Raw genomic sequence first — 26,281 nt, 5'->3', positions numbered from 1 at the left:
AAACACCGGCTGCGCCCGGCAACCGGATTTTCAGACGGCCTGTATCTCGTTTCAAAACAATCAGTTTTTCATCGACTGCACCGGCGCGGGGATGCGCCCGCCGCGTTTGACGAAAACTTCGCAGCTGCCTGCTTTCACCGGCATAATCGGTGCGTAGCCCAAGAGGCCGCCGAATTCGACGCTTTCACCCACGCCTTTGCCGGTTACCGGAATGATGCGCACAGCGGTGGTTTTGCTGTTGATCATGCCGATGGCGGCTTCGTCGGCGATGATGCCCGAAACGGTGGCGGCGGAAGTGTCGCCCGGCACGGCAATCATGTCCAAACCGACGGAGCAGACGGCAGTCATGGCCTCGAGTTTATCCAACGTGAGGATGCCCGATTCGGCGGCGGCAATCATACCTTCGTCTTCGGAAACGGGGATAAACGCACCGCTTAAGCCGCCGACGGCAGAAGAAGCCATCATGCCGCCCTTTTTCACGGCGTCGTTCAACAGCGCCAGCGCGGCGGTGGTGCCGTGCGTGCCGCAGACGCTCAAGCCCATGGATTCGAGGATGCGGGCGACGGAATCGCCGACGGCGGGCGTAGGCGCGAGCGAAAGGTCGAGAATACCGAACGGAATGCCGAGCATTTTCGCCGCTTCGTGGCCGATTAACTCGCCGACGCGGGTAATTTTAAACGCGGTTTTCTTTACAACTTCGGCGATTTGCGTCAAATCGTCGCTTTCCGCACAGTTTTGCAGCGCAGCCTGAACCACCCCCGGGCCGGAAACACCAACGTTGATGACGGCATCGGCCTCACCCGAGCCGTGAAACGCACCCGCCATAAAGGGATTGTCTTCCACGGCGTTGCAGAAGACGACAATTTTCGCGCAACCGAAGCCCTCGGGCGTGATTTCTGCCGTTTTCTTGATGGTCCCGCCCGCGAGCCGTACCGCGTCCATATTAATGCCCGCGCGCGTGCTGCCGATGTTGATGGAACTGCACACGATGTCGGTAGTTTTCATTGCCTCGGGAATCGAGCGGATCAGGATTTCGTCGGCAGGCGACATGCCTTTCTGCACCAGCGCGGAAAAGCCGCCGATAAACGACACGCCGATGGCTTTTGCGGCTTTGTCCAAAGTCTGCGCCACGCTCACATACGAATCCGCACCCGTGGCCGCTGCAATCTGCGCAATCGGAGTCACCGAAATGCGCTGGTTGACAATCGGTACACCGTATTTGGCGGAAAGGTGTTTCGCCGTTGCCACCAAGTCTTTGCCTACGGTGGTGATTTTATTGAAAATATTGCGGTTTAACTCGTCAATATCGCGGCTGATGCAGTCGTGCAGATCAATGCCGATGGTAATGGTGCGCACGTCAAAATTCTGGTCGGACACCATTTTGACGGTTTCTAAAATCTCGTTGGATTGAATGCTCATTTTTCAGACAGCCTCATCAAATACGGTGCATGGCACGGAAAATTTCTTCATTTTGCAGACGGATGTCGAGCGCGAGTTTCTTGCCCTCTTCAGCCAGCAGATCCAAAACCTCCTGCCGCGACTTCGGACATTTCGACGTATCGACCAAAATGATCATGGTAAAAAAATCATCCATCAACTGCTGGCTGATGTTGACGATATTGATCTGATTTTCCGCCAGAATTTTTGAAACATCATAAACAATGCCGACACGGTCTTTGCCGATGACGGTAACGACTGAATTGCTGCTCATTGCGAAATCCTTATCGAGGTTGGTTTTTAGAATCAGGCGGTTGGGAAGAGAAAACTTCAGGCCGTCTGAAAAATATAGTGAATTAAAATAAAAAATCTACTTCGTTGGCTGCGGCCGGGCTCAAAAAGGACGATTCGCTAAGGCGCTGAAGCGCCAAGTTCATCTGTCCCGTACTGCCCGTACTGTCTGCGCCTTGCCACCTTGTATCTTTCTTATTTTATTTCACTATAATCACGCGGGGAATTATAGCATTTTCAGACGGCCTCAAGGCTGATTGTTGACAATTCAGGTGTAATAAAAGGCCGCCTGAAAAAGCCTGCACACGCAGTAAAACTTTTTCAGACGGCCTTTTATCGGGAAATCAGAAATACAGCCTTACGCCTCTGTATCGCCCGCTTCCGGATTTTCAGGCAGCACGGCATCGGCGGCTGATTCAGCACCGGTTTCTGCGTTTTCCACAATTTCCGCGCCTTCTGCCGTCCCATCCTCTTCCTGCTCGGCGACGCGCTCGAGGCCGACGAGGGTTTCGCCTTCGTCGAGGTTGATCAGGCGCACGCCGGCGGCGGCGCGGCCGGTTTCGCGGATTTGTTCGACTTTGGTACGGATGAGTACGCCGCCGCTGGTGATCAGCATCACGTCATCGCTGTCGGACACGAGGGTGGCGGCGACCAAATCGCCGTTGCGCTCGCCGGTGTTGATGGCGATATTACCTTGTCCGCCTTTGTTTTTTCGGCTGTAATCGGCAATCGGGGTACGCTTGCCGTAGCCGTTGGCGGTAGCGGTGAGCACTTGCAGTTTGCCCTGTTCGCACTCGGGCGCGAAGGTGATCAGGCTGACGATGCGGCCGTCGGCGGGCAGCCTCATACCGCGCAGGCCGCCGCTGCCGCGTCCGCTCGGGCGCACGCCGTGTTTGCCGCTGATGACGGCAGCTTCGCTGCTGTCGTCTTCGTTTTCAGACAGACCGTCTGAAAGTTCTTCGTCGTTTTCGGTTTCGGCGTCTTCGGCTTCGTCGCTGCCGGATTTTTCCCAGTATTCGTTGAAGCGGATGGCTTTGCCGAGGTTGGAAAACAGCATGATGTCGTCTGCGCCTCCGGTTTGTGCCACGCCGACGAGGGCATCTCCTTCTTTGAGGGCGATGGCTTTGATGCCTTGTGCGCGCACGTTTTTAAAGGCGGAAAGTTGGACTTTTTTCACCATGCCCTGTGCGGTGGCGAAGAAGACGTATTGGTCTTCGGGGAACTCGCGCACGGCGAGAATGGCGCTGACTTTTTCGCCTTCGTCGAGCTGGATGACGTTGTTAATCGGGCGTCCGCGCGAGTTGCGGCCGCCTTCGGGCAGTTTGTACACCTTGATCCAATGGCACTTGCCGAAGTTGGTGAAGCACATGAGATAGTCATGCGTGTTGGCGACGAACAGGGTTTCGATGAAGTCTTCGTCTTTGGTGGCGGCGGCCTGTTTGCCGCGGCCGCCGCGCCGCTGGGCTTGGTAGTCGGTGGTAGGCTGGATTTTGATGTAGCCGCCGTGAGTAAGCGTTACCACCATTTCGCGCGGGGGAATCAGGTCTTCGTCGGCAATGTCGCCGCCGAAGGGGTTGATTTCGCTGCGACGCTCGTCGCCGAAGTTGGTTTTGATTTCTTCCAATTCTTCGCGGATGATGGCGGTGATGCGCTCGGGTTTGGCGAGAATGTCCAAGAAATCGATAATCTGCGCCATGATGGTTTTGTAGTCGTTGACGATGGTGTCTTGGTCGAGACCGGTCAGATTGCGCAGGCTCATGCGCAGGATGGCGTCGGCTTGCAGCTCGCTGAGGAAATAGCCGCCGTTTTGCAGCCCCAATCCTTCAGACAGCCCTTCGGGGCGCGCCATCTGCATGTCCAAATCGGTGCGCGAGAGCATTTCGCCCACCAATCCGGACTGCCACGGGCGGGCGAGCAGTTTTTCTTTGGCTTCGGGCGCGTCGGCGGATTCTTTGATAAGCTGAATCATTTCGTCGATGTTCGACAGGGCGACGGCTTTGCCTTCGGCGATATGGCCTTCGTGGCGCGCTTTTTTCAGGCGGAACAGGGTGCGGCGGGTAACGACTTCTCGGCGGTGGCGCAGGAATTCGGCGAGAATCTGTTTGAGGTTCAGCAGGCGCGGCTGGCCGTCGACCAGCGCAACCATGTTGATGCCGAAGCTGTCTTGCAGCTGGGTGAGCTTATAGAGTTGGTTTAAAACGACTTCGGCGTTTTCATTGCGTTTCAGCTCGATGACAACGCGCATACCCGATTTGTCGGATTCGTCGCGCAGATCGGAAATGCCTTCCAACACTTTGTCGCGCACGAGTTCGCCGATTTTTTCGACCAGCTTGGCTTTGTTTACCTGATAGGGGATTTCGTCGATGATGATGGCTTCGCGTTCGCCGTTTTTGCCGATGGGCTCAATGTGGGTTTTACCGCGCATGACAACGCGGCCACGGCCGGTTTTGTAGCCCTCGCGCACGCCGCCGAGGCCGTAGATGGTGGCGCCGGTGGGGAAATCGGGGGCTTGGATGGTGTTGATCAGCGCGTCGATGCCGGTTTCGGGGTCGTCTAAAAGTTGCAGGCAGGCATTGACGGTGTCGGTCAGGTTGTGCGGCGGGATGTTGGTGGCCATGCCCACGGCGATGCCGGACGAACCGTTAATCAGCAGCGCGGGAAAACGCGTGGGCAGCACCAGCGGCTCGTGTTCGCTGCCGTCGTAGTTGGGGCCGAAATTGACCGTTTCTTCTTCGATGTCGGCCAGCATTTCGTGGGCGATTTTCGCCATGCGGATTTCGGTGTAACGCATCGCCGCCGCGCCGTCGCCGTCCACCGAGCCGAAGTTGCCCTGGCCGTCGACCAGCATATAGCGCAGCGAAAAATCCTGCGCCATGCGCACGATGGTGTCGTAAACGGCACTGTCGCCGTGCGGGTGGTATTTACCGATGACGTCGCCGACGATACGGGCGGATTTTTTATACGCCGAATTCCAGTTGTTTTTCAGCTCGTGCATGGCATAGAGCACGCGGCGGTGCACAGGCTTCAGGCCGTCGCGCACATCGGGCAGCGCGCGGCCGACAATCACGCTCATGGCGTAATCGAGGTAGCTTTTGCGCATTTCGTCTTCGAGGCTGACGGGCAAGGTTTCAAGCGCGAATTTGTGGTCGTTGCGGACTGTTGCGTCGGTCATAATATTCTGAATTTCCGGTGGCAAAAATAAGCGTGTATTTTAGCATAAGACTGCCCTTGCGGGCTATTTCGCCGACGGGTGGTCGGGATACGGGAAGGCCGTCTGAAAACGGTCGGTGTCGGGGAGACTTCAGACGGCCTGAGACTTTGCCCCCACCTGCCGTCTAAACCAAATGCCGTCTGAAAACCCGGTTGCTGAGCAACGTTGGAGCATTCAGACGGCATTCAAGCCGATTTCAGCGAACTGATTTTTCTTTTTCAGACGGCCTCAAGCTGCGGTTTGTTCCAATTCCAGCGATGCCGCCAACAGCGACAGCCGCGCCATCACGCCGTAAACGTAGAGGCGGTTGTGTTGGTTGTCGATGTCGCAGTCTTGGTCGGAACGCGGCATACCCAGCGAATCCCATTGCTCGAACACGCGTTTGCAAGCTTCAGGGGATTCGGGCGCGTCGTCGCCGTTGCCGGTCGGAATGCTGTTGGACAGCGGCACAAACACCATGCCGCCGGCGTTGAGGTTTTCATCCGCACCGCGTCCTTCGTGAACGCGGTAAAAGCCGCCGATGACAAAACGGTCCATCATATAAACCACAGGTTCGGACACCGCGCCGCCCAGCGTTTCGTAGGTATAAATCCCTTCCTGAACAATGACTTCGCTGACTTCCAAGCCTTCTTTGACTTTCGCCATTTTGTTGCGGTTTTTGCGGTTCAAACCGCGCACTTCATCGGCGGATTTCACGCTCATCACGCCCATACCGTAAGTGCCCGCATCGGCTTTGACAATCACAAACGGCTTATCGGTGATGCCTTTTTCGTCATATTTGGCCTGAATTTTCGCCAGCATCCGCTCCACCGCTTCAGCCAAAGCCTCCTCGCCCTCGCGTTCTTGAAAATCCAAGCCGCCGATTTTTTCAAAATAGGGATTAATCTGCCACTCGTCGATGCCGATTAATTCGGCGAACTCAGAGGCAACTTGGTCGTAAGCTGTGAAATGCGCGGTTTTGCGGCGGGTTGTCCAACCGCCGTGTAGCGGGGGAAGTACAGTTTGTTCCACGCCTTTCAAAATCTCGGGCACACCCGCCGACAAGTCGTTGTTTAACAACACGACACACGGCGAAAAGCCGTCAGCCAAATGCACGCGATCGCGGGTGCGCAACAGCGGCTCAAGAAGGATTTTATCCCCCAGCGCCGTTTCCAATTCGGTCGGCCCGGTAATTTCGGGGTTCAGGCTGCCCAAGCGCACTTCATAACCCGCCGAACGCAGAATCCCGCTCAAAGCAAACACGTTTTGCAGGTAAAACGTGTTGCGGGTATGGTTTTCCGGCACAATCAACACCGATTTTGCCGATTCGCAGGCGCGCTGGACGGCATCCTGCGCTGCGACCGCCGCCAGCGGGATGAAATTGGGGTTCAGATTGTTGAAGCCGCCGGGGAACAGATTCATATCGATGGAAGCCATTTTGTAACCCGCGTTGCGGATGTCGACCGAGCCGTAAAACGGCGGGCGGTGCGTCTTCCATTGCTCGCGGAACCATGCTTCGATTTTCGCGTAGTTGCCCAAAATAACTTTTTCAAATTCCCGAATCTCTCCGGCATGCTCCGGCGCGATTACTGCCAATTTCATCGTATTGTCCTTTCAGAAAACGAATGGCGGCATGATAGTGCTTTTCTCTATATTCCGACAAGTAGCCGTTTGGCTTACAAACGGCATCAGGCCGTCTGAAATTCTACAAAATGTCTAATTTTTATCATTTCAAACAGCATATATTGTCAACAATCAAAAAATTGGACAAATCTTGTTGCATTCTCCAACCAATCGGACTAATATCCGACCGTTAACCGCTATTTTATAAATCTGAAAAACATCATGAACCCGCAAACCCTCTACGACAAACTCTGGAACAGCCACATCGTCCGCGAAGAAGAAGACGGCACGGTTCTGCTCTACATCGACCGCCATCTGGTACACGAAGTGACCAGCCCGCAAGCCTTTGAAGGCTTAAAAATGGCCGGCCGCAAACTTTGGCGCATCGACAGCGTCGTCTCCACTGCCGACCACAACACCCCCACCGACAACTGGGATAAAGGCATCCAAGATCCGATTTCCAAGCTGCAGGTCGATACTTTGGACAAAAACATCAAAGAATTCGGCGCGCTGGCCTATTTTCCGTTTATGGACAAAGGCCAAGGCATCGTTCATGTCATGGGTCCCGAACAGGGCGCGACGCTGCCCGGCATGACCGTGGTCTGCGGCGATTCGCATACCTCCACCCACGGCGCGTTCGGCGCGTTGGCGCACGGAATCGGTACGTCCGAAGTCGAACACACCATGGCGACCCAATGCATTACCGCCAAAAAGTCCAAATCCATGCTGATTGCAGTGGAAGGCCGTCTGAAAAAAGGCGTAACCGCCAAAGATGTGGCTTTATATATTATCGGCCAAATCGGTACGGCGGGCGGTACGGGCTATGCCATCGAATTCGGCGGCGAAGCCATCCGCAGCCTGTCGATGGAAGGCCGAATGACCCTGTGCAACATGGCCATTGAAGCCGGCGCACGTTCGGGCATCGTTGCGGTTGACCAAACCACGATCAACTATGTGAAGGACAAACCGCTCGCACCCAAAGGCGAAAACTGGGACAAAGCCGTAGCCTACTGGCGCACGCTGGTTTCCGACGAAGGCGCGCAGTTCGACAAGGTTTACTGCTTCAAAGCCGAAGACATCGAGCCGCAGGTAACTTGGGGGACGTCGCCCGAAATGGTCTTGGGTGTGGACGGCAAAGTGCCGAACCCTGCCGACGAAACCGACCCCGTCAAACGCAGCGGTATGGAAAGAGCCTTGGAATACATGGGTTTGCAGGCCGGTACGCCTTTGAACGAAATCCCCGTGGACGTGGTATTCATCGGCTCGTGCACCAACAGCCGCATCGAGGACTTGCGCGAAGCCGCCGCCGTCGCCAAAGGCCGTCTGAAAGCCGCCAACGTCAACCGCGTGCTGGTCGTACCCGGCTCGGGCTTGGTGAAAGAACAAGCCGAGCGCGAAGGCTTGGACAAAATCTTCACCGAAGCAGGCTTCGAATGGCGCGAACCCGGCTGCTCCATGTGCCTTGCCATGAACGCCGACCGCCTCGCCCCGCAGGAGCGCTGCGCGTCCACGTCCAACCGCAACTTCGAAGGCCGTCAGGGCAACGGCGGGCGCACCCATCTGGTCAGCCCCGCAATGGCCGCCGCCGCCGCCGTGGCCGGACACTTTACCGACGTGCGCAGTTTGTAAATAAAACCATGCCGTCTGAATGTTTCGACTACGCTCGGCACAAGTACTTCGACGTTGCCCGGCAACCGGATTTTCAGACGGCCTTTGCAGCAAGTCTGCATGACAAAACAGAAGCGGGAACCAACCCAAGCGGATAATGGTCTGATAGTGCTGCGGCCGTATCAGCGGCTGGCAGATGCCGTACCGCAGCAGTTTCAAATTCAACTGCGTCCCCGTTTAACCTTAATAAGGAATCCGACCATGAAAAAAATCATTATCCCTGCCCTGCTCGCCTTGGCTCTGGCTGCCTGCGCCAACACTTGGCACGGTGCAAAAGAAGATGCCGGTTATCATGCCGAACGTGCCGAATCGGGCATTGAACACGGCCTCGACAAAGCTGCAGAAGCCGTCAAACGCGGCGGCAATGCTGTTGGCCGCAGCATTACCAATGCCGGAGAACGACTGCAAAACGCCACCGAGTAAGCAGTTTGTGCTGTTACAAGCCGTCTGAAACCGAATCCGGTTCGTTGGCTGCGGCTGAGCTCGAAGAGGACGATTCACTAAGGCGCTGAGCGCCAAGTTCATCTGTCCCGTACTACCCGTACTGTCTTCGCCTTGCCGCCTTGTATCTTTTTTTATTTTATTTCACTATAAAACAAAACCATAAATACCATGCCGTCTGAATGATTCGACTACGCTCAGCAACCGGATTTTCAGACGGCATGATGCAACGCGGAACAAAATCCGCGCAAACGAACCCAATGCTTGTGATTACCCCGTTTTGTTTTAAGGAATACAAATCATGAAACACATCCTCATCACCGTTGCCACCGCCCTCATCCTGACCGCCTGCAGCGACACCATGGACGGCCTCAGAATGGACACCGACCGTAACACCGACCGCGCCGGCGAGCGCATCGAACACGGTTTGGACAAAGCCGGAGACGGCATCAAACGCAAAGGCCATGAAATCGGCGACCGCATCGACAGCATCCGCAACCGCCTGTAAAAACGCCGCAGAACGCGCAGAAACCGGCGTTTCAGACAGGCACGTTTACCCAAGCGTGCAGTTTGTAAGCAAACCCATGCCGTCTGAAAACCTTTCAAACGGCACGGCCTACCGTCCGTAGCGCAATATTTGTCATTTCCGCCAACTCTGACTATCATTAAGCCATACGGTTGCAGCAGGGATTGCCCCGCCGCAGCCGTACCATCAACGAAAGGAGCTTAAAACATGAAAAAATTCGCATTGATCGCTTTGACCGCCATGACCCTGCTTTCCGCCTGCAACACCATTTCAGGCATGGGCAGAGACGTCAGCGCCGCCGCCGACGCCATGAGCAACAAAGCCGAAAGTGCAAAATCCTATTAATTCCAAAGCCGCAAACACCCCCGTTTTTTAACCCGTTTTAAAAAACGGGGGTACGGCAAAACCCTCCTTTCCAACAGCATCAGGCCGGAACCATGAAAGCCTTTACCCAACTCACCGCGCTCGTCGCCCCGCTCGACCGCGCCAACGTCGATACCGACGCCATCATCCCCAAACAGTTTCTCAAATCCATCAAACGCTCCGGTTTCGGCCCCAACGCCTTCGACGAATGGCGCTACCTCGACCACGGCGAACCCGGCATGGACAACAGCAAACGTCCGCTCAATCCCGATTTTTCACTCAACCGGCCCCGCTACCAGGGCGCGCAAATCCTGCTTACGCGCAAAAACTTCGGCTGCGGCTCCTCCCGCGAACACGCCCCGTGGGCGCTCGACGACTACGGCTTCCGCGCCGTCATCGCCCCCTCGTTTGCCGACATCTTCTTCAACAACTGCTACAAAAACGGCCTGCTGCCCATTGTTCTGACCGAAGAACAGGTTGACAAACTCTTCAAAGAAGTCGAAGCCAGCGAAGGCTATCAGCTTTCCATCGACCTTGAAAAACAGAGCCTCACCACCCCGAGCGGCGAAGTGTTCAAATTCGACATCACCGAACACCGCAAACACTGCCTGCTCAACGGCCTCGACGAAATCGGCCTCACCCTGCAACATGCCGACGACATTAAAGCCTTCGAAGCGCAACGCCGCCAAAGCCAGCCGTGGCTGTTTAATGCATAAAACCGCAGGCCGTCTGAAAACCCTCCGAACATTTTCAGACGGCCTTTTTCATCGCCCGCCATGATTACCGACACCATCGCCAACGCCGGCCGCTACGCCCTCCTGCATCCCGATTTCGCCGATGCCGTCCGCCTGCTGCAAACGCTGGATTTCGCCGCCCTGCCCGACGGCCGAATCGAAACCGGCAACCCCAACATCCGCCTCTTCATCGGCCGCGAACCCATGCGCGCCCGCGAAGCCGCCAAGCCCGAAGCGCATCTGAAACACATCGATATCCAAGTGCCCCTCAGCGGCGCGGAAGCCTACGGCTGGGCAGACAGAAGCCACTTGGAAAACGGCTTGGGCTACGATGAAAAACGCGACATCGAATTTTTCGACTGCGGCTGCGAAACCTGGTTCGAATTACATCCCGGCGAATTCGCCCTGTTTTTCCCCGACGACGCCCATGCTCCGTTGGTCGGCAGCGCAGCAACCATACGCAAAGCCGTGTTTAAAATCCGCGCAGCAGGACACCGCCTTTGAATATTTTCAGGCGGCATTACTATCGTTCAGGCCGTCTGAAAAAACGTTTCACCCAACCTTTCCAACTGCAAAGGAAACCCAAAATGACCAAACAAATCGCCATCTTACGCGGCGACGGCATCGGCCCCGAAATCGTTGCCCAAGCCGTACGCGTGCTCGACAAACTGATTTCAGACGGCCTCGACGCTGCCTACGAATATGCGCCTTTGGGCGGCGAAGCCTATGATGCCTACGGTTCGCCCTATCCCGAATTCACCCAAAACCTCTGCCGCAAAGCCGATGCCGTTTTGCTCGGCGCGGTCGGTTCGCCGCAATACGACAAGCTCGACCGCCCTCTGCGCCCCGAACGCGGCCTGTTGGCGATTCGTAAGGATTTGAACCTGTTCGCCAATCTGCGCCCCGCCATTTTGTATAAAGAATTGGCCAACGCCTCCACGCTCAAGCCCGAAGTCGTTGCTGGTTTGGATATTCTGATTGTTCGCGAGCTGACGGGCGACATCTACTTCGGCGAACCGCGCGGCATCCGCACGCTGGAAAACGGCGAGCGCGAAGGCTTCAACACCATGAAATACAGCGAAAGCGAAATCCGCCGCATCGCCCATGTTGCCTTCCAAGCCGCGCAGAAACGCAGCAAAAAAGTCTGCTCGGTCGGCAAGGCCAATGTTTTGGAGACCACCGAGCTGTGGCGCGAAATTTTCGACGAAGTGGGCAAACAGTATCCCGACGTCGAATTGAGCCATATGTATGTGGACAACGCCGCCATGCAGCTCGTGCGCGCGCCCAAGCAGTTTGACGTCATCGCCACCGGCAACATCTTCGGCGACATCCTCTCCGACCAAGCATCGATGTTGACGGGTTCCATCGGCATGCTGCCCTCCGCCTCGCTTGATGAAAACAACAAAGGCCTCTACGAACCCTCCCACGGCTCCGCACCCGACATCGCCGGACAAAACAAAGCCAACCCGCTGGCCACCATCCTCTCCCTCGCCATGCTGGTGCGTTACAGCCTGAACGACGAAGCCCGTGCGCGCCAAATCGAAAACGCCGTGCAGAAAGTATTGGAGCAGGGCCTGCGCACCGCCGATATTTACGAAGAAGGCACGAAACCGGTGTCCTGTTCCGAAATGGGCGATGCCGTATTGGCGGCTTTGTAAACCCGTTTAGCCGATAAAGACAGGCCGTCTGAACATTTCCGCAGCCGATTGCGGAAATTCAGACGGCCTACCCATACCTACACACCTCAAAGGACACCAATGAAACAACTCCTCACCGCCCTAATCGCCGCCTCAAGCCTGCTTATGGCCGCCTGCTCCGCCCCTGCCGGACAGCCCTCCCCCAAAGAAGCCGACACCGCTTTATGGAAAGCCGTCAAAAAAGGGGCGCCCGACGCCTATCTTTTGGGCACCATCCACATCAACCGAAACGGCAGCATCCTGCCGTCTGAAGTCAGCGACGCGCTGAAGCAGTCGAAACAGCTCGTCTTGGAAACCGATCTGAGAAAAGCGCAAAACCCCGCCGATCCCGAAGTTCAGCAGATGGCGATGATGATGTACGACACGCAAAACCGGATCCCGCTTTCCAAAAGCCTGGGCAGCAAACGCTACCAAGCCGTCGCCGCCGTCCTGAAGCAGAAAAACATCCCCGTGCCCGTCGCCGAAACCGATGCTCTGCGCCCGTGGGCGTTTAACATGCTGATTGAAACCACCTACCTGCCCGACGGATACAGCGTTGAAGCCGGCACCGAAATGCTGCTCCTGCAAAACAAAGCCGCCGACGCCGCCGTCGTTCCGCTGGAAACCCTGCCCGAATCCATCAACTACTTCACTCTGCTGCCGAACGACGTCGTCTTGCGCAGCACCGATTCCTTCATCGCCCACCACGACGGCATCCAAAAAGACCAGCTTGAAATGTTTACCAACTACCAACAAGGCCGCATCCGCAAGCTCACGGCAAACGCTTTAAACAAAGAAAAAGCCATGCGTTTCACCGCCGAACAAGACCGCGAAACCGTCTGGAAATGGTACACCGGCACCCTGCTTGAAGCGCGCAACCGCAAATGGCAGCACAAGCTGGAAAAAATCCTCCCGCAAGCCCCCACGCTGGCCGCCGTCGGCACCCTCCACCTCTTCGGCGAAACCGGCATGATAGAAAGCCTGCGCCGCATGGGTTATACCGTGACCCCCGTGATGATGAAGCCGCAAAATGAGAAATAAGGAATGCCGTCTGAAAAATAAAAAGGCCGTCTGAACATTTTCAGACGGCCTTTTTATTTTTCAGACGGCCTCAGCGGTTCGAACCCGCCACCATATCGATCAGAAACAGCCGGCAGTCCAAATTACCGTTGAACAGCGGAATTTTGCGTTTCGGCGCCAGCCGCATCAGTTTCGGCATCTCGCGGTCGCCGGTAAACATGCCCGATTTCCAGCCGGCGTAATGCTGTTTGAGCCAGCTTCCGAGTTGCGGATAGAGCGCCTGAAGCGCCTGCACTTCCGCCAGCCGCACGCCGTAGGGCGGGTTGGAAATCATGATGCCGCCGCTGCCGTTCGGGCGCGCGTCCTGTGCGTCGCACACCCGCCATTCGATGAAATCCGCCACTTCCGCCGCTTCGGCATTGGCCTCCGCCGCACGTATCATGCAGCGGTCATTGTCGCTGCCCGCAAGCGGCGCGGTGGAGCGGCGGATTTGCGCTTTGGCCGCTTCGCGGATTTTGACCCACAGCGCTTTATCAAAGTTTTTCAATTTTTCAAAACCGAAACGGCGCAACAGCCCCGGCGCGCGGTTTGCCGCAATCTGCGCGGCTTCGATCACAATCGTGCCGCTGCCGCAAAACGGATCCTGAAACGGCTGCGAACCGTCATACCCCGCCAAAAGCAGCAGCCCTGCCGCCAGATTTTCGCGCAGCGGCGCCTCACCCGTATCCTGGCGGTAGCCGCGTTTGAACAGCGCCTCGCCCGAAGTGTCGATAAAAATCTGCACCTCGCGCCCGCCGAGAAACGCGTGGACGCGCACGTCGGGGCGGTTTTTATCCACATTCGGGCGTTTGTCGAAACGCTCGCGAAACGCATCACACAGCGCATCTTTGATTTTCAAACCGACAAAATCCAGACTTTTCACCTGCGCGCGTTTGCCCTCGACCTTGACCTTAAACGTCTGCTCGGGCGCAAACCATTCCGGCCAGCGGATGTTTTTCGCCAGCCTGTAAATATCCGCCTCGTTGCGGTAGCCGCCCTTCGTCAGCCGCAGCAAAACGCGGCTTGCCGTGCGCGAATGCAGGTTGATTCGGTAAACCCGCGCCATATCGGCCTTACACGCCACGCCGCCGTCGGACGCGGCAATATCGGCACAACCGAGCGCGGCCAGCTCGTCGGAAAGCGGCGCTTCCAAACCGCGCGGGCAGGTAATAAAAAGTGAATAAACAGACATTTAAGTTTCCTTTCAGGGTCGTGCCGTACGGCGTTCCGCGCGGGATTTTTTGGGTTTGTGAAATGGTTTTCAGACGGCTTGAGACCTTGCAAAAATCAGAAAAGCCGTCTGAAAAGTATCGGCGTCATTTCTATATGTGAGGTGTATTTTCTTCGCTTCATCAGCTAACGGTCAAACATTCGGATAATGGCAATTCCGGCCGCCAGGCTTATCCCAACCTGCCAATAAAACATATCTCTACCGGGAAACGAATATTTCAAACCCATTATGATGACAAGAAATGAAAATACTCAAAAAAAAGCAGAAGGTTTCTTTTCATCTCTTACAATTAAATTCCATTTCACACAATACACATAATCTGCATACACCGGCTAAAGCAAATATAGTTGATTAAAATCGCAATGATACGGCGTTGCCAACGCCCTTATGTACTATCCGTACACCGCGGGCGTTGCCGCCTTGTCTCATTTATTTTAATCAACTATACAACACCGCAGCCGCCGTTTTTCAGACGGCCTTTCAGTTTTGCAGAAACAATGACAGGCCGTCTGGACGCCAGCTCCGGTCAATGTTCGCAGCGCTGCGTATCGGCCTGATACGAACCGCCCGAATCCAAACATTCGTCTTTTTTGTCGCAGGCGGTCAGGCCGGCGCAGAAGAGGCAGATAAAAAGAAATTTGAGCGTTTTCATTGTCTATCCCATTGTTTAAACTGATTAATCCGCCGTAAAGGCCGTCTGAAAAACCACGCCGCCGATGCGGATGTCGGCCAGATAGTCGCGGCGCTGTTCGGTGCAGACGGGCAGGCGGATTTGGCGGGCGGTCCAGACGCCGCCGCCTTCGTCGGCCAAGCCGTAGCGGTTGAAACCCATGTCCATGTTTTTCATGGAAAAACTGACGCTGACTTCTTTTACGCCGGCGGGGACGTTGCGCAATTCGATGTCAAACGGCGCGTTGGTCGGGATTTTTCTGTCGGCTTTGGCGTAAACGCCGTCGGGCAGCATGCAGCCCTGCCGCAGGTCGCAGACGGCCTGTTGCGCAGCGGGTTGACTGTTTTGCCACCAGAAAAACAGCGCGAATTTCACGGCGGCAAATATCAGCAGCAAAACGGCGGCAATTAATAGGGTTCGGTTTTTGTTCATTTTTCAGACCGCCTCGGTTTCATCTTCAATTACTACGGCTTGCGCGCCCGCTTCCAGCCACGCGCGGCGGTGTTTGGCGGCGAGTTCGGTCGTGGCGGAAACCACTAACGGTATGGAAACGCCCGCAGCCAACGCCTGCGCGGCCCCGTCCGCTGCCGCCTCACTTTCCACGCGCCAGACGCCGACGTCGGCATCCTGAATCCGCTGCCATTGCGCGGCGTTTTCCACGATTACCCAAACGCTTTGCGCATCGGGCATTTTGCCGAGCCGCCGCAGTCCGGGTTCGCTAATCAACACATTTCGATGCAGCGGTTCGGCCGATTCATACGGTGCGACAAAATATGCGCCCGCACCGTTTTCGCCGTGCAAACCCGTTTTCAGACGGCCTGTCAGCGCGCGCGGAACCGACAGCGCTTCGAGCAGCGCGCTGTTGGCGGGCAGCATCGGCGACACGGTAAAATCCCCCGCCTTCTGCCACGCCCATTTCTGCCCTTCTTTGGCCTGAATTTCGCCCGACCAGTCGTCGGCTTCCACGCGCAGAAAACGCAGATGCACGCGGGCGTGTTCGTAAGAATGGATTTTCGTCAGCCACGGCGTCGCACGGCGGATTTCCAGTCCCAACTCCTCCGCCAGCTCGCGCTTGAGTGCGTCAAACTCTGTCTCCCCCGCCTCGACCTTGCCGCCGGCAAACTCCCAATACCCCGCATAAGGCTTGCCCTCGGGGCGGGAACTGAGCAGAAATTCGCCGTCGCGGTTTAACACGATGGCGGCAACGACGCGGATCAGAGTGCGGGTATCTTGGGTCATGAGGGCCTTTCGGTTTTTTAGAAGAGTGTTTTTTCAGACGGCCTTTGCGGGTTTCCGCTACCGTAGGTAAGGTTGGCCGCCCCAAGCGGCGTAACCGTACGCCACACACGATTTGGAAACATCTGCCGTCGATCGATGCCGTCTGAAAAAAAAACGGGGCAGGAAGTTTATGGTTCAGACAGTTCGGTTGGCGTACGTTTGTACGGTTACGCCGCTTGGGGCGGCCAACCTTACCTACGGTAGTTTCATACCGTTCCATGCCGTCTGAAAAACAGTTTTCCAAATTTCAGACGGCCTCACTTTTCCGCCACAGCAAACGCCAAAACCGTGTCGCCCTCGTCGCTCATACTCAGGCTGACGTGGCGGATGCCCTGTTCGTCCAGCCAGTTTTGCAGCGCGGGGGCGTAGTAAAACTCGGGACGACCCAAAGCATCGTGACCGATGCCGATGTTGCGGAACACCACCGCACCGCGGATGCCCGTGCCGACGGCTTTGGCGAAGGCTTCTTTGGCGGCGAAACGTTTGGCAAGGTAGTTGGTCGGCTTGCCCGCCTGCGGAAATTCGCGCAGCTCTTCGGGACTGAGGATACGCTCGGCAAAGGCGGTGCCGTATTTTCTGTTCATGCGCACGATGCGTTTGAGCGAAACGAGGTCGGTGCCGATTCCGTAAATCATGGGAGTTCTCCTTTGCTTGCGTGCAGGCGGTTGAGGCCGTCTGAAAAAATATTGCTGCTGCAAAACCAATCAACGGTAGGTACGGTTTTAGCCGCCCAAAGGCAGCGTAACCGTACATCGCGCCGTTTGTCTTAAATAATACCGCCGATGCCGTCTGAAAAACGGGTCGGAAGGTTTGCACACTCAGACACTGCGGCTTGCGTGGGTTCGTACGGTTACGCCGCCTTTGGGGCGGCTAACCGTACCTACGGCAGTTGCTGCACAAAAATGACGTCCGTAAAAGTTTCAGCGCGATAAATACGGTTGCGGAAAACTTCCGTTTCAGACGACCTTCCCAATCCCTCAAATCATGCCGTCTGAAACTCAAGGCAGCAGCCTTGCGCGGAACATGGCTTCTTTCATCTGCCGCACGGCTTCGGGCAAGCCCAAAAATACCGATTGGGCAATCAGCGAATGGCCGATGTTCAGCTCGCGGATGGCGAGGATTTGGGCGATGGGGGTGACGTTGTGGATGGTCAGGCCGTGCCCCGCGTTGACGACCAGCCCCAAATCGGTGGCGAAATGGGCGCCGTTTTCTATGCGCTGAAGTTGCCGGCGCTGCGCCTCAGGCGTTGCCGCATCGGCGTAGGCACCGGTGTGCAGCTCGATAACGGGCGCGCCGACATCGTGTGCGGCTTTGATTTGCGCTTCGTCGGCATCGATAAACAGAGAAACGCGGATGCCGGCGTCGGTCAGGATTTTGGTGAACTGCGCGGTTTTTTCCTGTTGCACCAATACGTCGAGGCCGCCTTCGGTAGTCACTTCCTGCCGTTTTTCAGGCACGATGCACACGTCTTCGGGCATGACTTTGAGCGCGTTTTCGAGCATTTCTTCGGTGAGCGCCATTTCCAGATTCAGCCGCGTGCGAATGGCATTTTTCACCGCAAACACGTCGGCGTCTTTGATGTGGCGGCGGTCTTCGCGCAGGTGCAGGGTAATCAGGTCGGCACCGTGGGTTTCGGCGGTCAGCGCAGCTTCGACGGGGCTGGGATAGGCCGTGCCGCGCGCATTGCGCAGGGTGGCGACATGGTCGATGTTGACACCTAAAAGCATGGGAAATCCTTTCGGGGTTTGGTTTTTGAGGCGTGAACGTTTTTTCAGACGGCCGTCTGAAACGCCTGAAGCTGTTGCAAAACCTGCCGTGATTTGATGCCCCCGGGCAGGCGGAAATCGAGCAGCAGGCGGGTGGCTTTGAGCGCGTCCTGCAAGGCGGCGGGGCTGTCGAAACAGCCTTCGCGCAGGCCGACGAGCGCGGCGCCGCCGACGGCAACGCCCGCATTTTGCTGCGTCAGCCCCTGCGCCTGCGCAAGCGGCAGCGGCGGCTCTTCGGGGCTGAGCCAGTAGGTTTGCGCGGTTTCGACGGGCGCGCCGTGGGCGTCGTGCTGCAAATCGGGCGCGTAGCCGAGTTGGGTGAGCAGCGTCCATTCAAAACGGCGCAGCGCGGCGATGTGGTTGGATTCGGTGCACACCGTCCGCATGGTTTCGGCAAAACAGCTATACAGTTCGGGCAGCGGGTCTTCGCGCGCGGTCAGTTTGAGCAGCAGCTCGTTGGCGTACAGCCCGCCGAAAAGCGCGCGCCCCTGCGGTTGCGGCCAACCGCCCAGCCACTCGGCGCGGTGCAGGGTTTTGAGTTCCTGCGAGCCGTACCACGACGCGCTCATGGGCACAAACGGCACCAACACGCCGCGCAACTCGCTCTGCCGCTTGCGCGCACTCCGCGCCAGCAGTGCCACGCGCCCGTAACGGCGGCTGAACACCTCCAGCCTGAGGCTGCTCTCGCGCCACGGCGTCGCGGCGAGAAGGAAAACGGGTTGGTGGTTGATACGGTGTGCGGTCATGGTCGGATTCGGTGCGGCGATGCAGGAATTATAACGGTTTACGCCGGGATTGGGGCGCCCCCGCCGTCTGAAATTGTTTTTCAGACGGCGGGGTAAACAATCATTTTAAATTTCTGTAACTTGCGTATAATAGCGGGAGATTTTTACCAAACCGAATTGCAAGGAACATCCATGAGCATCCAAGACCAAATCAAAGAAGTCGTTACTACCCACCGCGTTGTTTTGTTTATGAAAGGCACCAAACAATTCCCGCAGTGCGGCTTCTCTTCCCGCGCCGTTCAAATCCTGAACGCCGCCGGCTGCACCGATTACGTTACCGTCAATGTTTTGGAAAACGACGAAGTGCGTCAGGGCATTAAAGAATACAGCGACTGGCCGACCATTCCGCAGCTTTACGTCAACGGCGAATTTGTCGGCGGCTCCGACATCCTGATGGAAATGTACGAAGCGGGCGAACTGCAAGACCTGCTGAAAGCCTGATCCGCCGGACAAACGGCAAAGGCCGTCTGAATTTTCAGACGGCCTTTTTACAGCCTTTTCAGACGGCTCTCATACAATCCCCGCCGCAAAATCAGTTAAAATACGCCCTTTCCACATTCCGACTAAAATCCCAATCCCATGAACATCTTATCCGTTGAAAACGCTTCCTTTGCCGTCGGCCACGTTTCCCTGCTCGACAAAACCTCGTTCCAACTCGACAGCGGCGAAAAAATCGGCCTGATCGGGCGCAACGGCGCAGGCAAGTCGTCGTTTTTAAAAATTCTGGCAGGCGTGCAGAAGCTCGACGACGGGCAGATTATCATGCAAAACGGTTTGAAAACGGTTTATGTGCCGCAGGAATCGTTTTTCAAACCCGAAGCCACGGTGTTTGAAACCGTTGCCGAGGGATTGGGCGAAATGACCAAGCTACTCGCCCGCTACCACGCCGTCAGCCACCGTTTGGAAAACGGCAGCGACACGGCGCTTTTGAAAGAATTAAACGAACTGCAAAGCGCCATCGAAGCGCAAGACGGCTGGAAGCTGGATGCGGCGGTCAAACAAACCATAGGCGAACTCGGCCTGCCCGAAAACGAAACCATCGCCAATCTTTCAGGCGGCCAGAAAAAGCGCGTCGCGCTGGCGCAGGCTTGGGTGCAGAAACCCGATGTATTGCTCCTCGACGAGCCGACCAACCACCTCGATATCGACGCGATTATCTGGTTGGAAAGCCTGCTCAAAGCGTTTGACGGCAGCCTGGTCGTGATTACCCACGACCGCCGTTTCCTCGACAATGTCGCCGGCCGCATCGTCGAACTCGACCGCGGCATCCTGCGCTCCTACCCCGGCTCGTTCTCGAAATACAGCGAGAAAAAAGCGCAGGAACTGGCCGTCGAAGCGGAACACAACCGCCTGTTCGACAAATTCCACGCGCAGGAAGAAGCGTGGATACGCAAAGGCATCGAAGCGCGCCGCACCCGCAACGAAGGCCGAGTGCGCCGTTTGGAAGAATTGCGCCGCCAGCGCGCCGAGCGCCGCAACGTGCAGGGGCAGGTCAACTTCAAACTCGACGCGGGCGAAAAAAGCGGCAAAATCATTGCCGAACTGGAACACGCCTCGTTCCAATACGGCGACAAAACCATCATGGACAAATTCTCCGCCGTCATCCAGCGCGGCGACAAAATCGGCCTCATCGGCCCCAACGGCATCGGCAAAACCACATTTCTAAAACTCATTTTGGGCGAACTCCAGCCCACATTCGGCCGCATCCGCATCGGCAGCAAACAGGAAGTGGCCTATTTCGACCAATTCCGCAGTGCCTTAAACGAAAACGACACCGTGTTCTACACCTTAGGCCAGGGCAACGACTACGTCGAAATCGGCGGCAAAAAACGCCATGTGATGAGCTACTTGGAAGATTTCCTCTTCCACCCCGCCCGCGCGCAAAGCCCCGTTTCCTCCCTCTCCGGCGGCGAACGCAACCGCCTCCTGCTCGCCAAACTCTTCACGCGCCCCGCCAACATCCTCATCCTCGACGAACCGACCAACGACCTCGACATCGACACGCAGGAATTGCTCGAAGAACTCCTGCGCGACTATCAAGGCACCGTGTTCCTCGTTTCCCACGACCGAATGTTTCTCGACAACGTCATCACCCAAAGCATCGTCTTTGAAGGAAACGGCCGTCTGAAAGAATACATCGGCGGCTACGAAGACTACCTCGACGCCAAAAAACGCGAAGAGGCCGTACAGGCGCAAAACGCCCCGAAAATTCAGACGGCCCCAAGCGAAGAAAAAGCCAAGCCCAAAGCCAACCGTACCGTCAAACTCTCCTATAAAGAACAGCGCGAACTCGACGCCCTCCCCGACGAAATCGCCGCGCTCGAAGCCGAACAGTCCGACCTGAACACCCGACTCTCCAACCCCGAAATCTTCAAAGACTACGAAAAAGCCGGCGCCCTGCAAACGCGCGCGGAAGAAATCGAAACGCTGCTGCTGGAAAAATTGGAACGCTGGGAAATGCTGGAAGCGAAGCAGAACGGCGGGTAGGAAAAAGTTGATGCAAGGAGACAAGCCGTCTGAAAATGATGTTTTTCAGACGGCCTTGTGTATTTAACAGAAGTTAAACCAAATATCCGTGTAAGAACTGCGTTTCCCTGCCGTTCCAACGAACCAAATGATCGCCGCCTTTTTGCAGTTTTTCGGCTCCGGACTCACCGAGAATAATGTTGGAAGATTGATATTTGCCGACTTTAAATGCAATTTTGGTCGGCAGATTGTCTCTCAAGCGACCGCTTAAAGTTTTAGAATCAGGCCGTTGGGTAGCTAAAAGCAGGAAAATACCTGCTGCGCGGGCTTTTTGTGCCAAGCGGACAAGCGGCGTTTCTGCGTCTTTCTACTCATCCGGTAAATCAGCCAGTTCTTCCACCATGATGATGCGGTATTTCGGACGGATATGCTCGGGCAGTTCTGAAATTTTCTTGGCACCGTGTTCGGCCATCAGGCTGTAACGCGATTCCATTTCTTCAACCGACTTTTCCAATGCCGTAAGCATTTCTGACGTATCTGCAATAACGGCGCCGTTGTACAGGTGAGGATAGTGTTCAAACTCGCCCTGATAATCGACCTGTTTCGGGTCGAGAATCATCAATTCAAGATGGTCAGCGGAATTCAGACGGCACAGGCTATGCAACGCAGCACGGACAAAGACGGATTTCCCCGAACCTGATTCACCTGCAACAATCGCATGAGGCGCGTCAGCAAAGTCGGCAAACTGCGCTTCTCCGGTTTCACTGACACCGATAGAGACTGGCAATACAAAATTACCGCTATATGATTGCAAGGCCGTCTGAAATTCTGCTTTACCGTATTTTTTCCAAGTGTTTTCAGGGCGCAGGATTTTGACTTTCCGGCAATTCGGAACGCCGGTGTAGTTTTCCGAACGCAGGCTGTCGGCATTCATGCCAAGTTCGGAACAGATACGGTCGTGATGTTTTTCCAAATCAGCATAGGCATTAAATTGTACGCGGTAGTAATCGTAACACAGGCCGTGCTCGAGGAATTCGATTTCTTTGACACGAATGCCCGAATGCTCGAAGGCATCTTTCAGACGGCCTAGGTCTATTTCGGGTTGGGAAATTATTGTTTCCGAAACTTGGTTTGTACCCGCAGCTATGCCGTCTGAAACGCCGGCACAGCCTACGTTTTTAACTGCCAACTCGGTCAGTTCGTTCAAAAATGCCTGTCGTGCCTCCAAATCCGAATCAGGTTTGAAGTTTTGAAGTTTTTACAGCGTTCCCAACTGTCGGCCAATTTTACTGCGCCGGTATGCCAAAGCGATTGAATTAAAGTATATAAGTCGTCTTTGGTCACGGCTTTTCCCGGATTCAGGCGGAACAGGGTTTCGCTCAGCAATACCAGCCACAGCCGCGAATAATCCTGAAAACAGGTTTGGGAAGACGGAATTTCCGTTCCTTTTGCATCAGGAGCGGGAATCAATTGACCGGCAGACCCGACCAATCCTTTGGCAAAACAATAGCCGATGCAGAGTGTTGCCCGTCGAAGTTATTGTCCAGCGGCGGCAGCGCACCTGCATTGCTTAACTCGTTGCGGATATTCTTTGCCTCCGTGCTGGAAACAATCCGCTTCTCACCCATCAACGTATGGAAATAATCGGTATCCCAGCCGTTTGAGTTATCTATTTGATACATTATCTTTCCCCCCTATTCAAAATAAACATCTAAACATCGGCAGAAACACGCGAACGTGCACCTGCGCTATTTAATGATTGCGCTTCAACCAGACAAGTACGGCAGACATGCGGTTCCAAGCGCTTATACACTTCGGCGGTAATTTTCGTGTCCTGCGACAACAAAATAACCTGCTGCTCCAAACCACACCAATGTTTGAACAAACCTCCCCTGTGGCCTTCGTCCAAACGCGCCAGAGGGGTATCGATGATAAACGGGGCATGGTAGCGGATTACTTCCGCCGGCGCAGACACCAGCGACATAATCAGAATCTGCATCTGGCCTGCCGATAAATCCACGCGCGATTCATAACCGTCTTTCCCGAAAAGCCCCATGTGCCCGTCGGTTTCCACACGGATTCTATCGATACGGTCGTCGTGCGCAATGGCACGGTTGATACGGGTTGCCGCCTCACCGACTTTGTTGACTTTCTTTTTCAGCAATTCTTCCGTAAGCCGGACGATGACTTTATCTACTTCTCCCGCCCTGCGTGATTTCAACAGTTTCGGATTGCTGTCACTGATGGCATTCTGTAAATCTTCAACTTCTTTCTGCAAGCGTTGGTGTTCTTTTTCCTGTCGGATAACATTGCTTTTCAGATGGCCTGCGCGCTCTTTGTATTTTTCGGTTTCCTCATTGGCCGTTTTCAACTGTTCGACCAATTCGTCTTTATTGGTACCTTTCAACGCTTCAATTTCCGCAGAAATCCGTTTGTGCTCCGCTTCGTGTTTATCATTTTCAGCCAGCAATGTACCGGGCTGCTCTTGCGGCATTCCCTGCAATCTGCCGATTTCGTTTTGAATTTCAGCATGAGCATTAACCGACAGATAATTATGTTCAATTATGTTCGATTTTGTCGGCACATTCAGGCGGCAGCGGATAAAACAAATCCTCCCAACAGTCTTTTACCGCCTCTTTCATCAAAGGCTGGTTTAAAATCATATCGGCCGTTGTGCCCAATGCCTGTTTGACTTTGTCGCTGTCGACAAATGCATTCCAAAAATCATCCACTTTTTCGGCAATCTGATTTTTACCTGCCTCATGGTTCAGTCGGTTTTTCTCCTGTTCCAACTGATGTTGCAGGGCTTTTAAACTTTCTCGGGGTAAAAACGCCAAAGGCATGGCTTTAACGGCGGCTTTGACTTTATTTTCAAATTCCGCCATTTCCTTCTCCAGCTTTTCACGCTGGCGAAGCAAATCATCCGATGTACGAATATCGCTCCCACCACCAAGCTGCTGAATCAGGCGTTCGCGTTCCTCTGCTTTCTGCTGCCATTTTTCCTGCGCATCGACCAGTTCCTCTCTAAATACCTGCAAAGTTGCTTCAGCTGATTGCAGCTTTTTTTCTGCGATATTTAATTCATCAATAATCTTCTGCGTCGCATTCTCTGAGATGCATTTATTGCGGTAGTCTTTTAAACTTACCCGCAGTTTTTCCAATAAGGTCACGCCCAGCAAGCCCTTTAACGCCGCTTTGAGCCAAAAGCCCGTTCCGCTTTGCTGTGCCGTCTGAACGATTTTTTCGCCATCAAAAAAGAAAAAAGGCGCGTAATCGAAAGGCAGGGCAAACGCATTGATGTACTGGTTGATTTCTTCGCCTTTGACCGGTTCGTACAATCCGCTTTTCAGAATTTCCGCGCGAAGCGAATGACCTTTTTCTCCTGCTATCGGATTGCGCCGGCTGTCGAAATGCCATGTCCGCTTGATGCGTAATCCGTGTGCTGCACCGCGGTAATTCTGGCGGATTTCGATTTCCAAACCCATATCATATTGGCCGTATTTGAGTTCCGCTTCATGATGCCGCGCAGATTTTAAAAATTCGGGATAGTTGTTTTTCTGCGTATTCAACCCCGCACGCTGCAAATGGCTGATGGCATCTTTGTCGTACAAGCAGAGATATACAGCCTCGAGCAAAGTGGTTTTTCCATGGCCGTTTTGCGCACCGACCAAAACGATATTGCGTCCGTCTTCCGGCTGGGGAAAGCTGAATTCGGCATGGTCGTAAGACTTAAAATTCCGTAATTTGATTGAATGAATCCACATTTTTATTTCCAATATTGTTTGTTATCAAATACCTCATCAAAAACCTCCGTCATCCCGCGTCGGCTCATCTTTTCCTGTTGCCCGCGCTCCCATGCAACAAGTTCGGCTATGGCATCAACCGCCACACCGTGTTCGGCAGCAATTTCCTCCATCAATCTTTTAGCCTCCTGATCGTTCCACAGCAGCAAATCGCTGATACGTTTTTCCTTGTGTAAGTCTGAATAAGGTCTTGCGCCCAAATCTGTTTGATAAGTTCGATTTCTTCCTGAGAAATCAATTCGCTTCTATAGGCCGTCTGAACATCCAACAGCCTTTGTAAAATCATCTGCCGTGCCTCAACGGTAAACGGCCCCGGAATATGCTTGCCCTGTTTAATCGTTACCGTACCGTTTCGCCTCTCTACCTGCGGGCATATTGCGGATTTCCACCAGCCAGTCGCGGAATTCGATTAAAGGTTGGTATTCGGTTTTGCCGACATCGAAAACCCTGAAGACTTTTGTCTTTATTGACGACAGTACACGTCCAACAGCCGAAACGGTTGGAATTCGTACCGCAGCCGGGAGCTTCGTCCTGCGACAAAACAATCGGACACTCTCCGCCGGCCGCCTCACGGTAAAGCCTGATTAAACCGTCATGAGTACCGCCCCACGGCGGGTTGTTGGACGCGAGAAATTCCCATACTTCGTCAGTCGTCAAATCGACAATCGGCCGGTAAACAAAGGCATTGGCAAGGCTGCCGTGCGGTGTGAGGTTGGAATTTTCGATATTTTGATGGCTTTCAATACTGGCTTTTCGTGTGGAAGATTCATCTTTACGAACACCCAAAACGATGATTGCGGCGCCGTTTTCTGCGGCTTTTTGCAGGATAAACTGGCTGGTCGGCTGGATTTTCAGGCGGTCGGTACACCAGCGCATATTACGGTTGGGTGAGGGATAGCCCTTGCCAATCAGCAACGTCCAAAATGTTTCTCCCAATTTCGGCGTAATCACTTCGCCGCTGACGGGCAGCTTGTAGATTTCGGCAGCATTAAGAATTTTTTCCAGAGTGTTACGCATATGTTGCACAACCAGCGGGCTTTCGACCAACGTATCGTCGGAAACAAAATAAATCCGACGTTGGCGCAATGAGGGCGGAAGTTCGAGCAATGCCTCAAAAACCAAGTGTGCGACTAAAGTGCTGTCTTTGCCGCCTGAAAAGGTAACTATCCACGGATAGGCTTGTTCTTGGCTTAAATATTCGTCGATGACGGCACGGTAGATTGCGTCTGTCGGAATTTCTCTAAGTATCGGAATGGCGGTCATTTTTCTGTCAG

General features: G+C 54.8%; 29 protein-coding genes and 1 pseudogene. 11 read left to right on the top strand and 19 right to left on the bottom strand.

Annotation, left to right across the window (positions count from 1 at the left end):
- Nucleotides 1–60 precede the first annotated feature (60 nt).
- The 4 genes from BG910_RS10080 to gshA all read right to left on the bottom strand — a co-directional run bounded on the left by BG910_RS10080 (nt 61) and on the right by gshA (nt 6,520).
- Nucleotides 61–1,419: a PFL family protein gene (locus tag BG910_RS10080; protein ID WP_089036720.1), complete on the bottom strand. Its 1,359-nt coding sequence runs from the start codon at nt 1,417–1,419 to the stop codon at nt 61–63.
- 16 nt (nt 1,420–1,435) lie between these two features.
- On the bottom strand, nt 1,436–1,711 hold the full coding sequence (locus tag BG910_RS10075) for an ACT domain-containing protein (RefSeq protein WP_089036719.1): 276 nt from the start codon (nt 1,709–1,711) through the stop codon (nt 1,436–1,438).
- 375 nt (nt 1,712–2,086) lie between these two features.
- Nucleotides 2,087–4,900 (bottom strand): DNA gyrase subunit A, encoded by a 2,814-nt coding sequence (gyrA, locus tag BG910_RS10070; RefSeq protein WP_089036718.1) that lies wholly within the window; start codon nt 4,898–4,900, stop codon nt 2,087–2,089.
- Nucleotides 4,901–5,167: 267 nt separating this feature from the next.
- Nucleotides 5,168–6,520 (bottom strand): glutamate--cysteine ligase, encoded by a 1,353-nt coding sequence (gene gshA / locus BG910_RS10065; protein WP_089036717.1) that lies wholly within the window; start codon nt 6,518–6,520, stop codon nt 5,168–5,170.
- Nucleotides 6,521–6,763: 243 nt separating this feature from the next.
- Here gshA and leuC point away from each other — a divergent pair, with 243 nt between their 5' ends.
- The 9 genes from leuC (at nt 6,764) to BG910_RS10025 (ending at nt 12,990) form a co-directional block, all read left to right on the top strand.
- Nucleotides 6,764–8,170, top strand: coding sequence for a 3-isopropylmalate dehydratase large subunit (gene leuC, locus BG910_RS10060; RefSeq protein WP_089036716.1), 1,407 nt, complete (start codon nt 6,764–6,766; stop codon nt 8,168–8,170).
- Between the two features lie 240 nt (nt 8,171–8,410).
- Nucleotides 8,411–8,632: a lipoprotein gene (locus BG910_RS10055; protein ID WP_089036715.1), complete on the top strand. Its 222-nt coding sequence runs from the start codon at nt 8,411–8,413 to the stop codon at nt 8,630–8,632.
- Between the two features lie 319 nt (nt 8,633–8,951).
- Nucleotides 8,952–9,158 carry a hypothetical protein gene (locus BG910_RS10050; RefSeq protein ID WP_089036714.1) on the top strand — a complete coding sequence of 69 codons (207 nt, stop codon included), beginning with the start codon at nt 8,952–8,954 and terminating at the stop codon, nt 9,156–9,158.
- A complete protein-coding gene (locus tag BG910_RS12420) occupies nt 9,115–9,279 on the top strand; it encodes a hypothetical protein (RefSeq protein WP_157694072.1) in 165 nt (54 codons plus the stop codon). The genes BG910_RS10050 and BG910_RS12420 overlap by 44 nt, the downstream gene beginning before the upstream one ends.
- Before the next feature lie 104 nt (nt 9,280–9,383).
- The gene (locus tag BG910_RS10045) at nt 9,384–9,521 is read left to right on the top strand and encodes a lipoprotein (protein ID WP_089036713.1); all 138 of its coding nucleotides are present in this window, start codon (nt 9,384–9,386) and stop codon (nt 9,519–9,521) included.
- A 92-nt stretch (nt 9,522–9,613) separates the two neighbouring features.
- Nucleotides 9,614–10,255, top strand: coding sequence for a 3-isopropylmalate dehydratase small subunit (gene leuD, locus BG910_RS10040; RefSeq protein ID WP_089036712.1), 642 nt, complete (start codon nt 9,614–9,616; stop codon nt 10,253–10,255).
- 60 nt (nt 10,256–10,315) lie between these two features.
- Complete coding sequence (locus BG910_RS10035) at nt 10,316–10,777, top strand: YhcH/YjgK/YiaL family protein (RefSeq protein ID WP_089036711.1); 462 nt, start codon at nt 10,316–10,318, stop codon at nt 10,775–10,777.
- Nucleotides 10,778–10,860: 83 nt separating this feature from the next.
- Complete coding sequence (gene leuB / locus BG910_RS10030) at nt 10,861–11,931, top strand: 3-isopropylmalate dehydrogenase (RefSeq protein ID WP_089036710.1); 1,071 nt, start codon at nt 10,861–10,863, stop codon at nt 11,929–11,931.
- Nucleotides 11,932–12,030: 99 nt separating this feature from the next.
- Nucleotides 12,031–12,990, top strand: coding sequence for a TraB/GumN family protein (locus tag BG910_RS10025; RefSeq protein WP_089036709.1), 960 nt, complete (start codon nt 12,031–12,033; stop codon nt 12,988–12,990).
- A 70-nt stretch (nt 12,991–13,060) separates the two neighbouring features.
- On the opposite strand, the gene BG910_RS10020 is transcribed toward BG910_RS10025, so the two are convergent.
- The 7 genes from BG910_RS10020 to recO all read right to left on the bottom strand — a co-directional run bounded on the left by BG910_RS10020 (nt 13,061) and on the right by recO (nt 18,699).
- Entirely contained in the window at nt 13,061–14,200 is a 1,140-nt protein-coding gene (locus tag BG910_RS10020; RefSeq protein WP_089036708.1) for a THUMP domain-containing class I SAM-dependent RNA methyltransferase, read from the bottom strand.
- 565 nt (nt 14,201–14,765) lie between these two features.
- Nucleotides 14,766–14,891, bottom strand: coding sequence for a hypothetical protein (locus BG910_RS13045; RefSeq protein ID WP_267897786.1), 126 nt, complete (start codon nt 14,889–14,891; stop codon nt 14,766–14,768).
- Nucleotides 14,892–14,915: 24 nt separating this feature from the next.
- Entirely contained in the window at nt 14,916–15,341 is a 426-nt protein-coding gene (locus tag BG910_RS10015) for a hypothetical protein (protein WP_089036707.1), read from the bottom strand.
- A gap of 3 nt (nt 15,342–15,344) precedes the next feature.
- Entirely contained in the window at nt 15,345–16,148 is an 804-nt protein-coding gene (locus BG910_RS10010) for an NUDIX domain-containing protein (RefSeq protein ID WP_089036706.1), read from the bottom strand.
- Nucleotides 16,149–16,444: 296 nt separating this feature from the next.
- A complete protein-coding gene (gene acpS / locus BG910_RS10005) occupies nt 16,445–16,822 on the bottom strand; it encodes a holo-ACP synthase (RefSeq protein WP_089036705.1) in 378 nt (125 codons plus the stop codon).
- 363 nt (nt 16,823–17,185) lie between these two features.
- Complete coding sequence (gene pdxJ, locus BG910_RS10000; protein ID WP_089036704.1) at nt 17,186–17,914, bottom strand: pyridoxine 5'-phosphate synthase; 729 nt, start codon at nt 17,912–17,914, stop codon at nt 17,186–17,188.
- 44 nt (nt 17,915–17,958) lie between these two features.
- Entirely contained in the window at nt 17,959–18,699 is a 741-nt protein-coding gene (gene recO / locus BG910_RS09995; RefSeq protein WP_089036703.1) for a DNA repair protein RecO, read from the bottom strand.
- A 171-nt stretch (nt 18,700–18,870) separates the two neighbouring features.
- Between recO and grxD the strand changes: the two genes are divergently transcribed.
- Nucleotides 18,871–19,179 (top strand): Grx4 family monothiol glutaredoxin, encoded by a 309-nt coding sequence (gene grxD, locus BG910_RS09990; RefSeq protein WP_089036702.1) that lies wholly within the window; start codon nt 18,871–18,873, stop codon nt 19,177–19,179.
- A gap of 138 nt (nt 19,180–19,317) precedes the next feature.
- Nucleotides 19,318–21,225 (top strand): ATP-binding cassette domain-containing protein, encoded by a 1,908-nt coding sequence (locus BG910_RS09985; protein ID WP_089036701.1) that lies wholly within the window; start codon nt 19,318–19,320, stop codon nt 21,223–21,225.
- A 73-nt stretch (nt 21,226–21,298) separates the two neighbouring features.
- Here the strand turns inward: BG910_RS09985 and BG910_RS12905 are convergent, their stop codons facing one another.
- From BG910_RS12905 to dndC, 8 genes and pseudogenes are all read right to left on the bottom strand, one after another.
- Nucleotides 21,299–21,544: a hypothetical protein gene (locus tag BG910_RS12905; RefSeq protein WP_123805177.1), complete on the bottom strand. Its 246-nt coding sequence runs from the start codon at nt 21,542–21,544 to the stop codon at nt 21,299–21,301.
- A gap of 27 nt (nt 21,545–21,571) precedes the next feature.
- Entirely contained in the window at nt 21,572–22,411 is an 840-nt protein-coding gene (locus BG910_RS12900) for an FtsK/SpoIIIE domain-containing protein (protein WP_123805176.1), read from the bottom strand.
- On the bottom strand, nt 22,408–22,674 hold the full coding sequence (locus BG910_RS12895) for a hypothetical protein (RefSeq protein ID WP_232462198.1): 267 nt from the start codon (nt 22,672–22,674) through the stop codon (nt 22,408–22,410). Before BG910_RS12895 ends, BG910_RS12900 begins: the two co-directional genes overlap by 4 nt.
- Nucleotides 22,671–22,886, bottom strand: a complete 216-nt coding sequence (locus BG910_RS12890; RefSeq protein WP_199720995.1) for a hypothetical protein — start codon at nt 22,884–22,886, stop codon at nt 22,671–22,673. Before BG910_RS12890 ends, BG910_RS12895 begins: the two co-directional genes overlap by 4 nt.
- Nucleotides 22,887–22,915: 29 nt before the next feature.
- Entirely contained in the window at nt 22,916–23,698 is a 783-nt protein-coding gene (locus BG910_RS12885; protein ID WP_232462197.1) for a hypothetical protein, read from the bottom strand.
- Nucleotides 23,699–23,762: 64 nt separating this feature from the next.
- A complete protein-coding gene (locus tag BG910_RS12880) occupies nt 23,763–24,968 on the bottom strand; it encodes an AAA family ATPase (protein ID WP_232462196.1) in 1,206 nt (401 codons plus the stop codon).
- 2 nt (nt 24,969–24,970) lie between these two features.
- Nucleotides 24,971–25,207, bottom strand: a complete 237-nt coding sequence (locus BG910_RS09970; RefSeq protein ID WP_089036700.1) for a DNA modification system-associated small protein — start codon at nt 25,205–25,207, stop codon at nt 24,971–24,973.
- Nucleotides 25,120–26,270, bottom strand: a pseudogene (dndC, locus tag BG910_RS09965) (DNA phosphorothioation system sulfurtransferase DndC). Before dndC ends, BG910_RS09970 begins: the two are co-directional and overlap by 88 nt.
- Nucleotides 26,271–26,281: the final 11 nt, after the last annotated feature.

It is taken from the genome of Neisseria chenwenguii (assembly GCF_002216145.1).
Classification (GTDB): Bacteria; Pseudomonadota; Gammaproteobacteria; order Burkholderiales; family Neisseriaceae; genus Neisseria; species Neisseria chenwenguii.
This window is presented reverse-complemented; position numbering and strand designations above follow the sequence as displayed.

Coding starts and splice junctions, on each gene's coding strand:
- BG910_RS12890 (WP_199720995.1), bottom strand. CDS start 22,886: ATGTATCAAATAGATAACTCAAACGGCTGGGATACCGATTATTTCCAT.
- BG910_RS09985 (WP_089036701.1), top strand. CDS start 19,318: ATGAACATCTTATCCGTTGAAAACGCTTCCTTTGCCGTCGGCCACGTT.
- BG910_RS10015 (WP_089036707.1), bottom strand. CDS start 15,341: ATGAACAAAAACCGAACCCTATTAATTGCCGCCGTTTTGCTGCTGATA.
- BG910_RS13045 (WP_267897786.1), bottom strand. CDS start 14,891: ATGAAAACGCTCAAATTTCTTTTTATCTGCCTCTTCTGCGCCGGCCTG.
- BG910_RS12885 (WP_232462197.1), bottom strand. CDS start 23,698: ATGCCGCAAGAGCAGCCCGGTACATTGCTGGCTGAAAATGATAAACAC.
- leuB (WP_089036710.1), top strand. CDS start 10,861: ATGACCAAACAAATCGCCATCTTACGCGGCGACGGCATCGGCCCCGAA.
- BG910_RS10020 (WP_089036708.1), bottom strand. CDS start 14,200: ATGTCTGTTTATTCACTTTTTATTACCTGCCCGCGCGGTTTGGAAGCG.
- gshA (WP_089036717.1), bottom strand. CDS start 6,520: ATGAAATTGGCAGTAATCGCGCCGGAGCATGCCGGAGAGATTCGGGAA.
- BG910_RS10080 (WP_089036720.1), bottom strand. CDS start 1,419: ATGAGCATTCAATCCAACGAGATTTTAGAAACCGTCAAAATGGTGTCC.
- BG910_RS10075 (WP_089036719.1), bottom strand. CDS start 1,711: ATGAGCAGCAATTCAGTCGTTACCGTCATCGGCAAAGACCGTGTCGGC.
- BG910_RS10010 (WP_089036706.1), bottom strand. CDS start 16,148: ATGACCCAAGATACCCGCACTCTGATCCGCGTCGTTGCCGCCATCGTG.
- recO (WP_089036703.1), bottom strand. CDS start 18,699: ATGACCGCACACCGTATCAACCACCAACCCGTTTTCCTTCTCGCCGCG.
- BG910_RS12880 (WP_232462196.1), bottom strand. CDS start 24,968: ATGTGGATTCATTCAATCAAATTACGGAATTTTAAGTCTTACGACCAT.
- BG910_RS10045 (WP_089036713.1), top strand. CDS start 9,384: ATGAAAAAATTCGCATTGATCGCTTTGACCGCCATGACCCTGCTTTCC.
- leuC (WP_089036716.1), top strand. CDS start 6,764: ATGAACCCGCAAACCCTCTACGACAAACTCTGGAACAGCCACATCGTC.
- acpS (WP_089036705.1), bottom strand. CDS start 16,822: ATGATTTACGGAATCGGCACCGACCTCGTTTCGCTCAAACGCATCGTG.
- BG910_RS12420 (WP_157694072.1), top strand. CDS start 9,115: ATGAAATCGGCGACCGCATCGACAGCATCCGCAACCGCCTGTAAAAAC.
- BG910_RS10050 (WP_089036714.1), top strand. CDS start 8,952: ATGAAACACATCCTCATCACCGTTGCCACCGCCCTCATCCTGACCGCC.
- gyrA (WP_089036718.1), bottom strand. CDS start 4,900: ATGACCGACGCAACAGTCCGCAACGACCACAAATTCGCGCTTGAAACC.
- grxD (WP_089036702.1), top strand. CDS start 18,871: ATGAGCATCCAAGACCAAATCAAAGAAGTCGTTACTACCCACCGCGTT.
- BG910_RS10025 (WP_089036709.1), top strand. CDS start 12,031: ATGAAACAACTCCTCACCGCCCTAATCGCCGCCTCAAGCCTGCTTATG.
- pdxJ (WP_089036704.1), bottom strand. CDS start 17,914: ATGCTTTTAGGTGTCAACATCGACCATGTCGCCACCCTGCGCAATGCG.
- BG910_RS10035 (WP_089036711.1), top strand. CDS start 10,316: ATGATTACCGACACCATCGCCAACGCCGGCCGCTACGCCCTCCTGCAT.
- BG910_RS10055 (WP_089036715.1), top strand. CDS start 8,411: ATGAAAAAAATCATTATCCCTGCCCTGCTCGCCTTGGCTCTGGCTGCC.
- leuD (WP_089036712.1), top strand. CDS start 9,614: ATGAAAGCCTTTACCCAACTCACCGCGCTCGTCGCCCCGCTCGACCGC.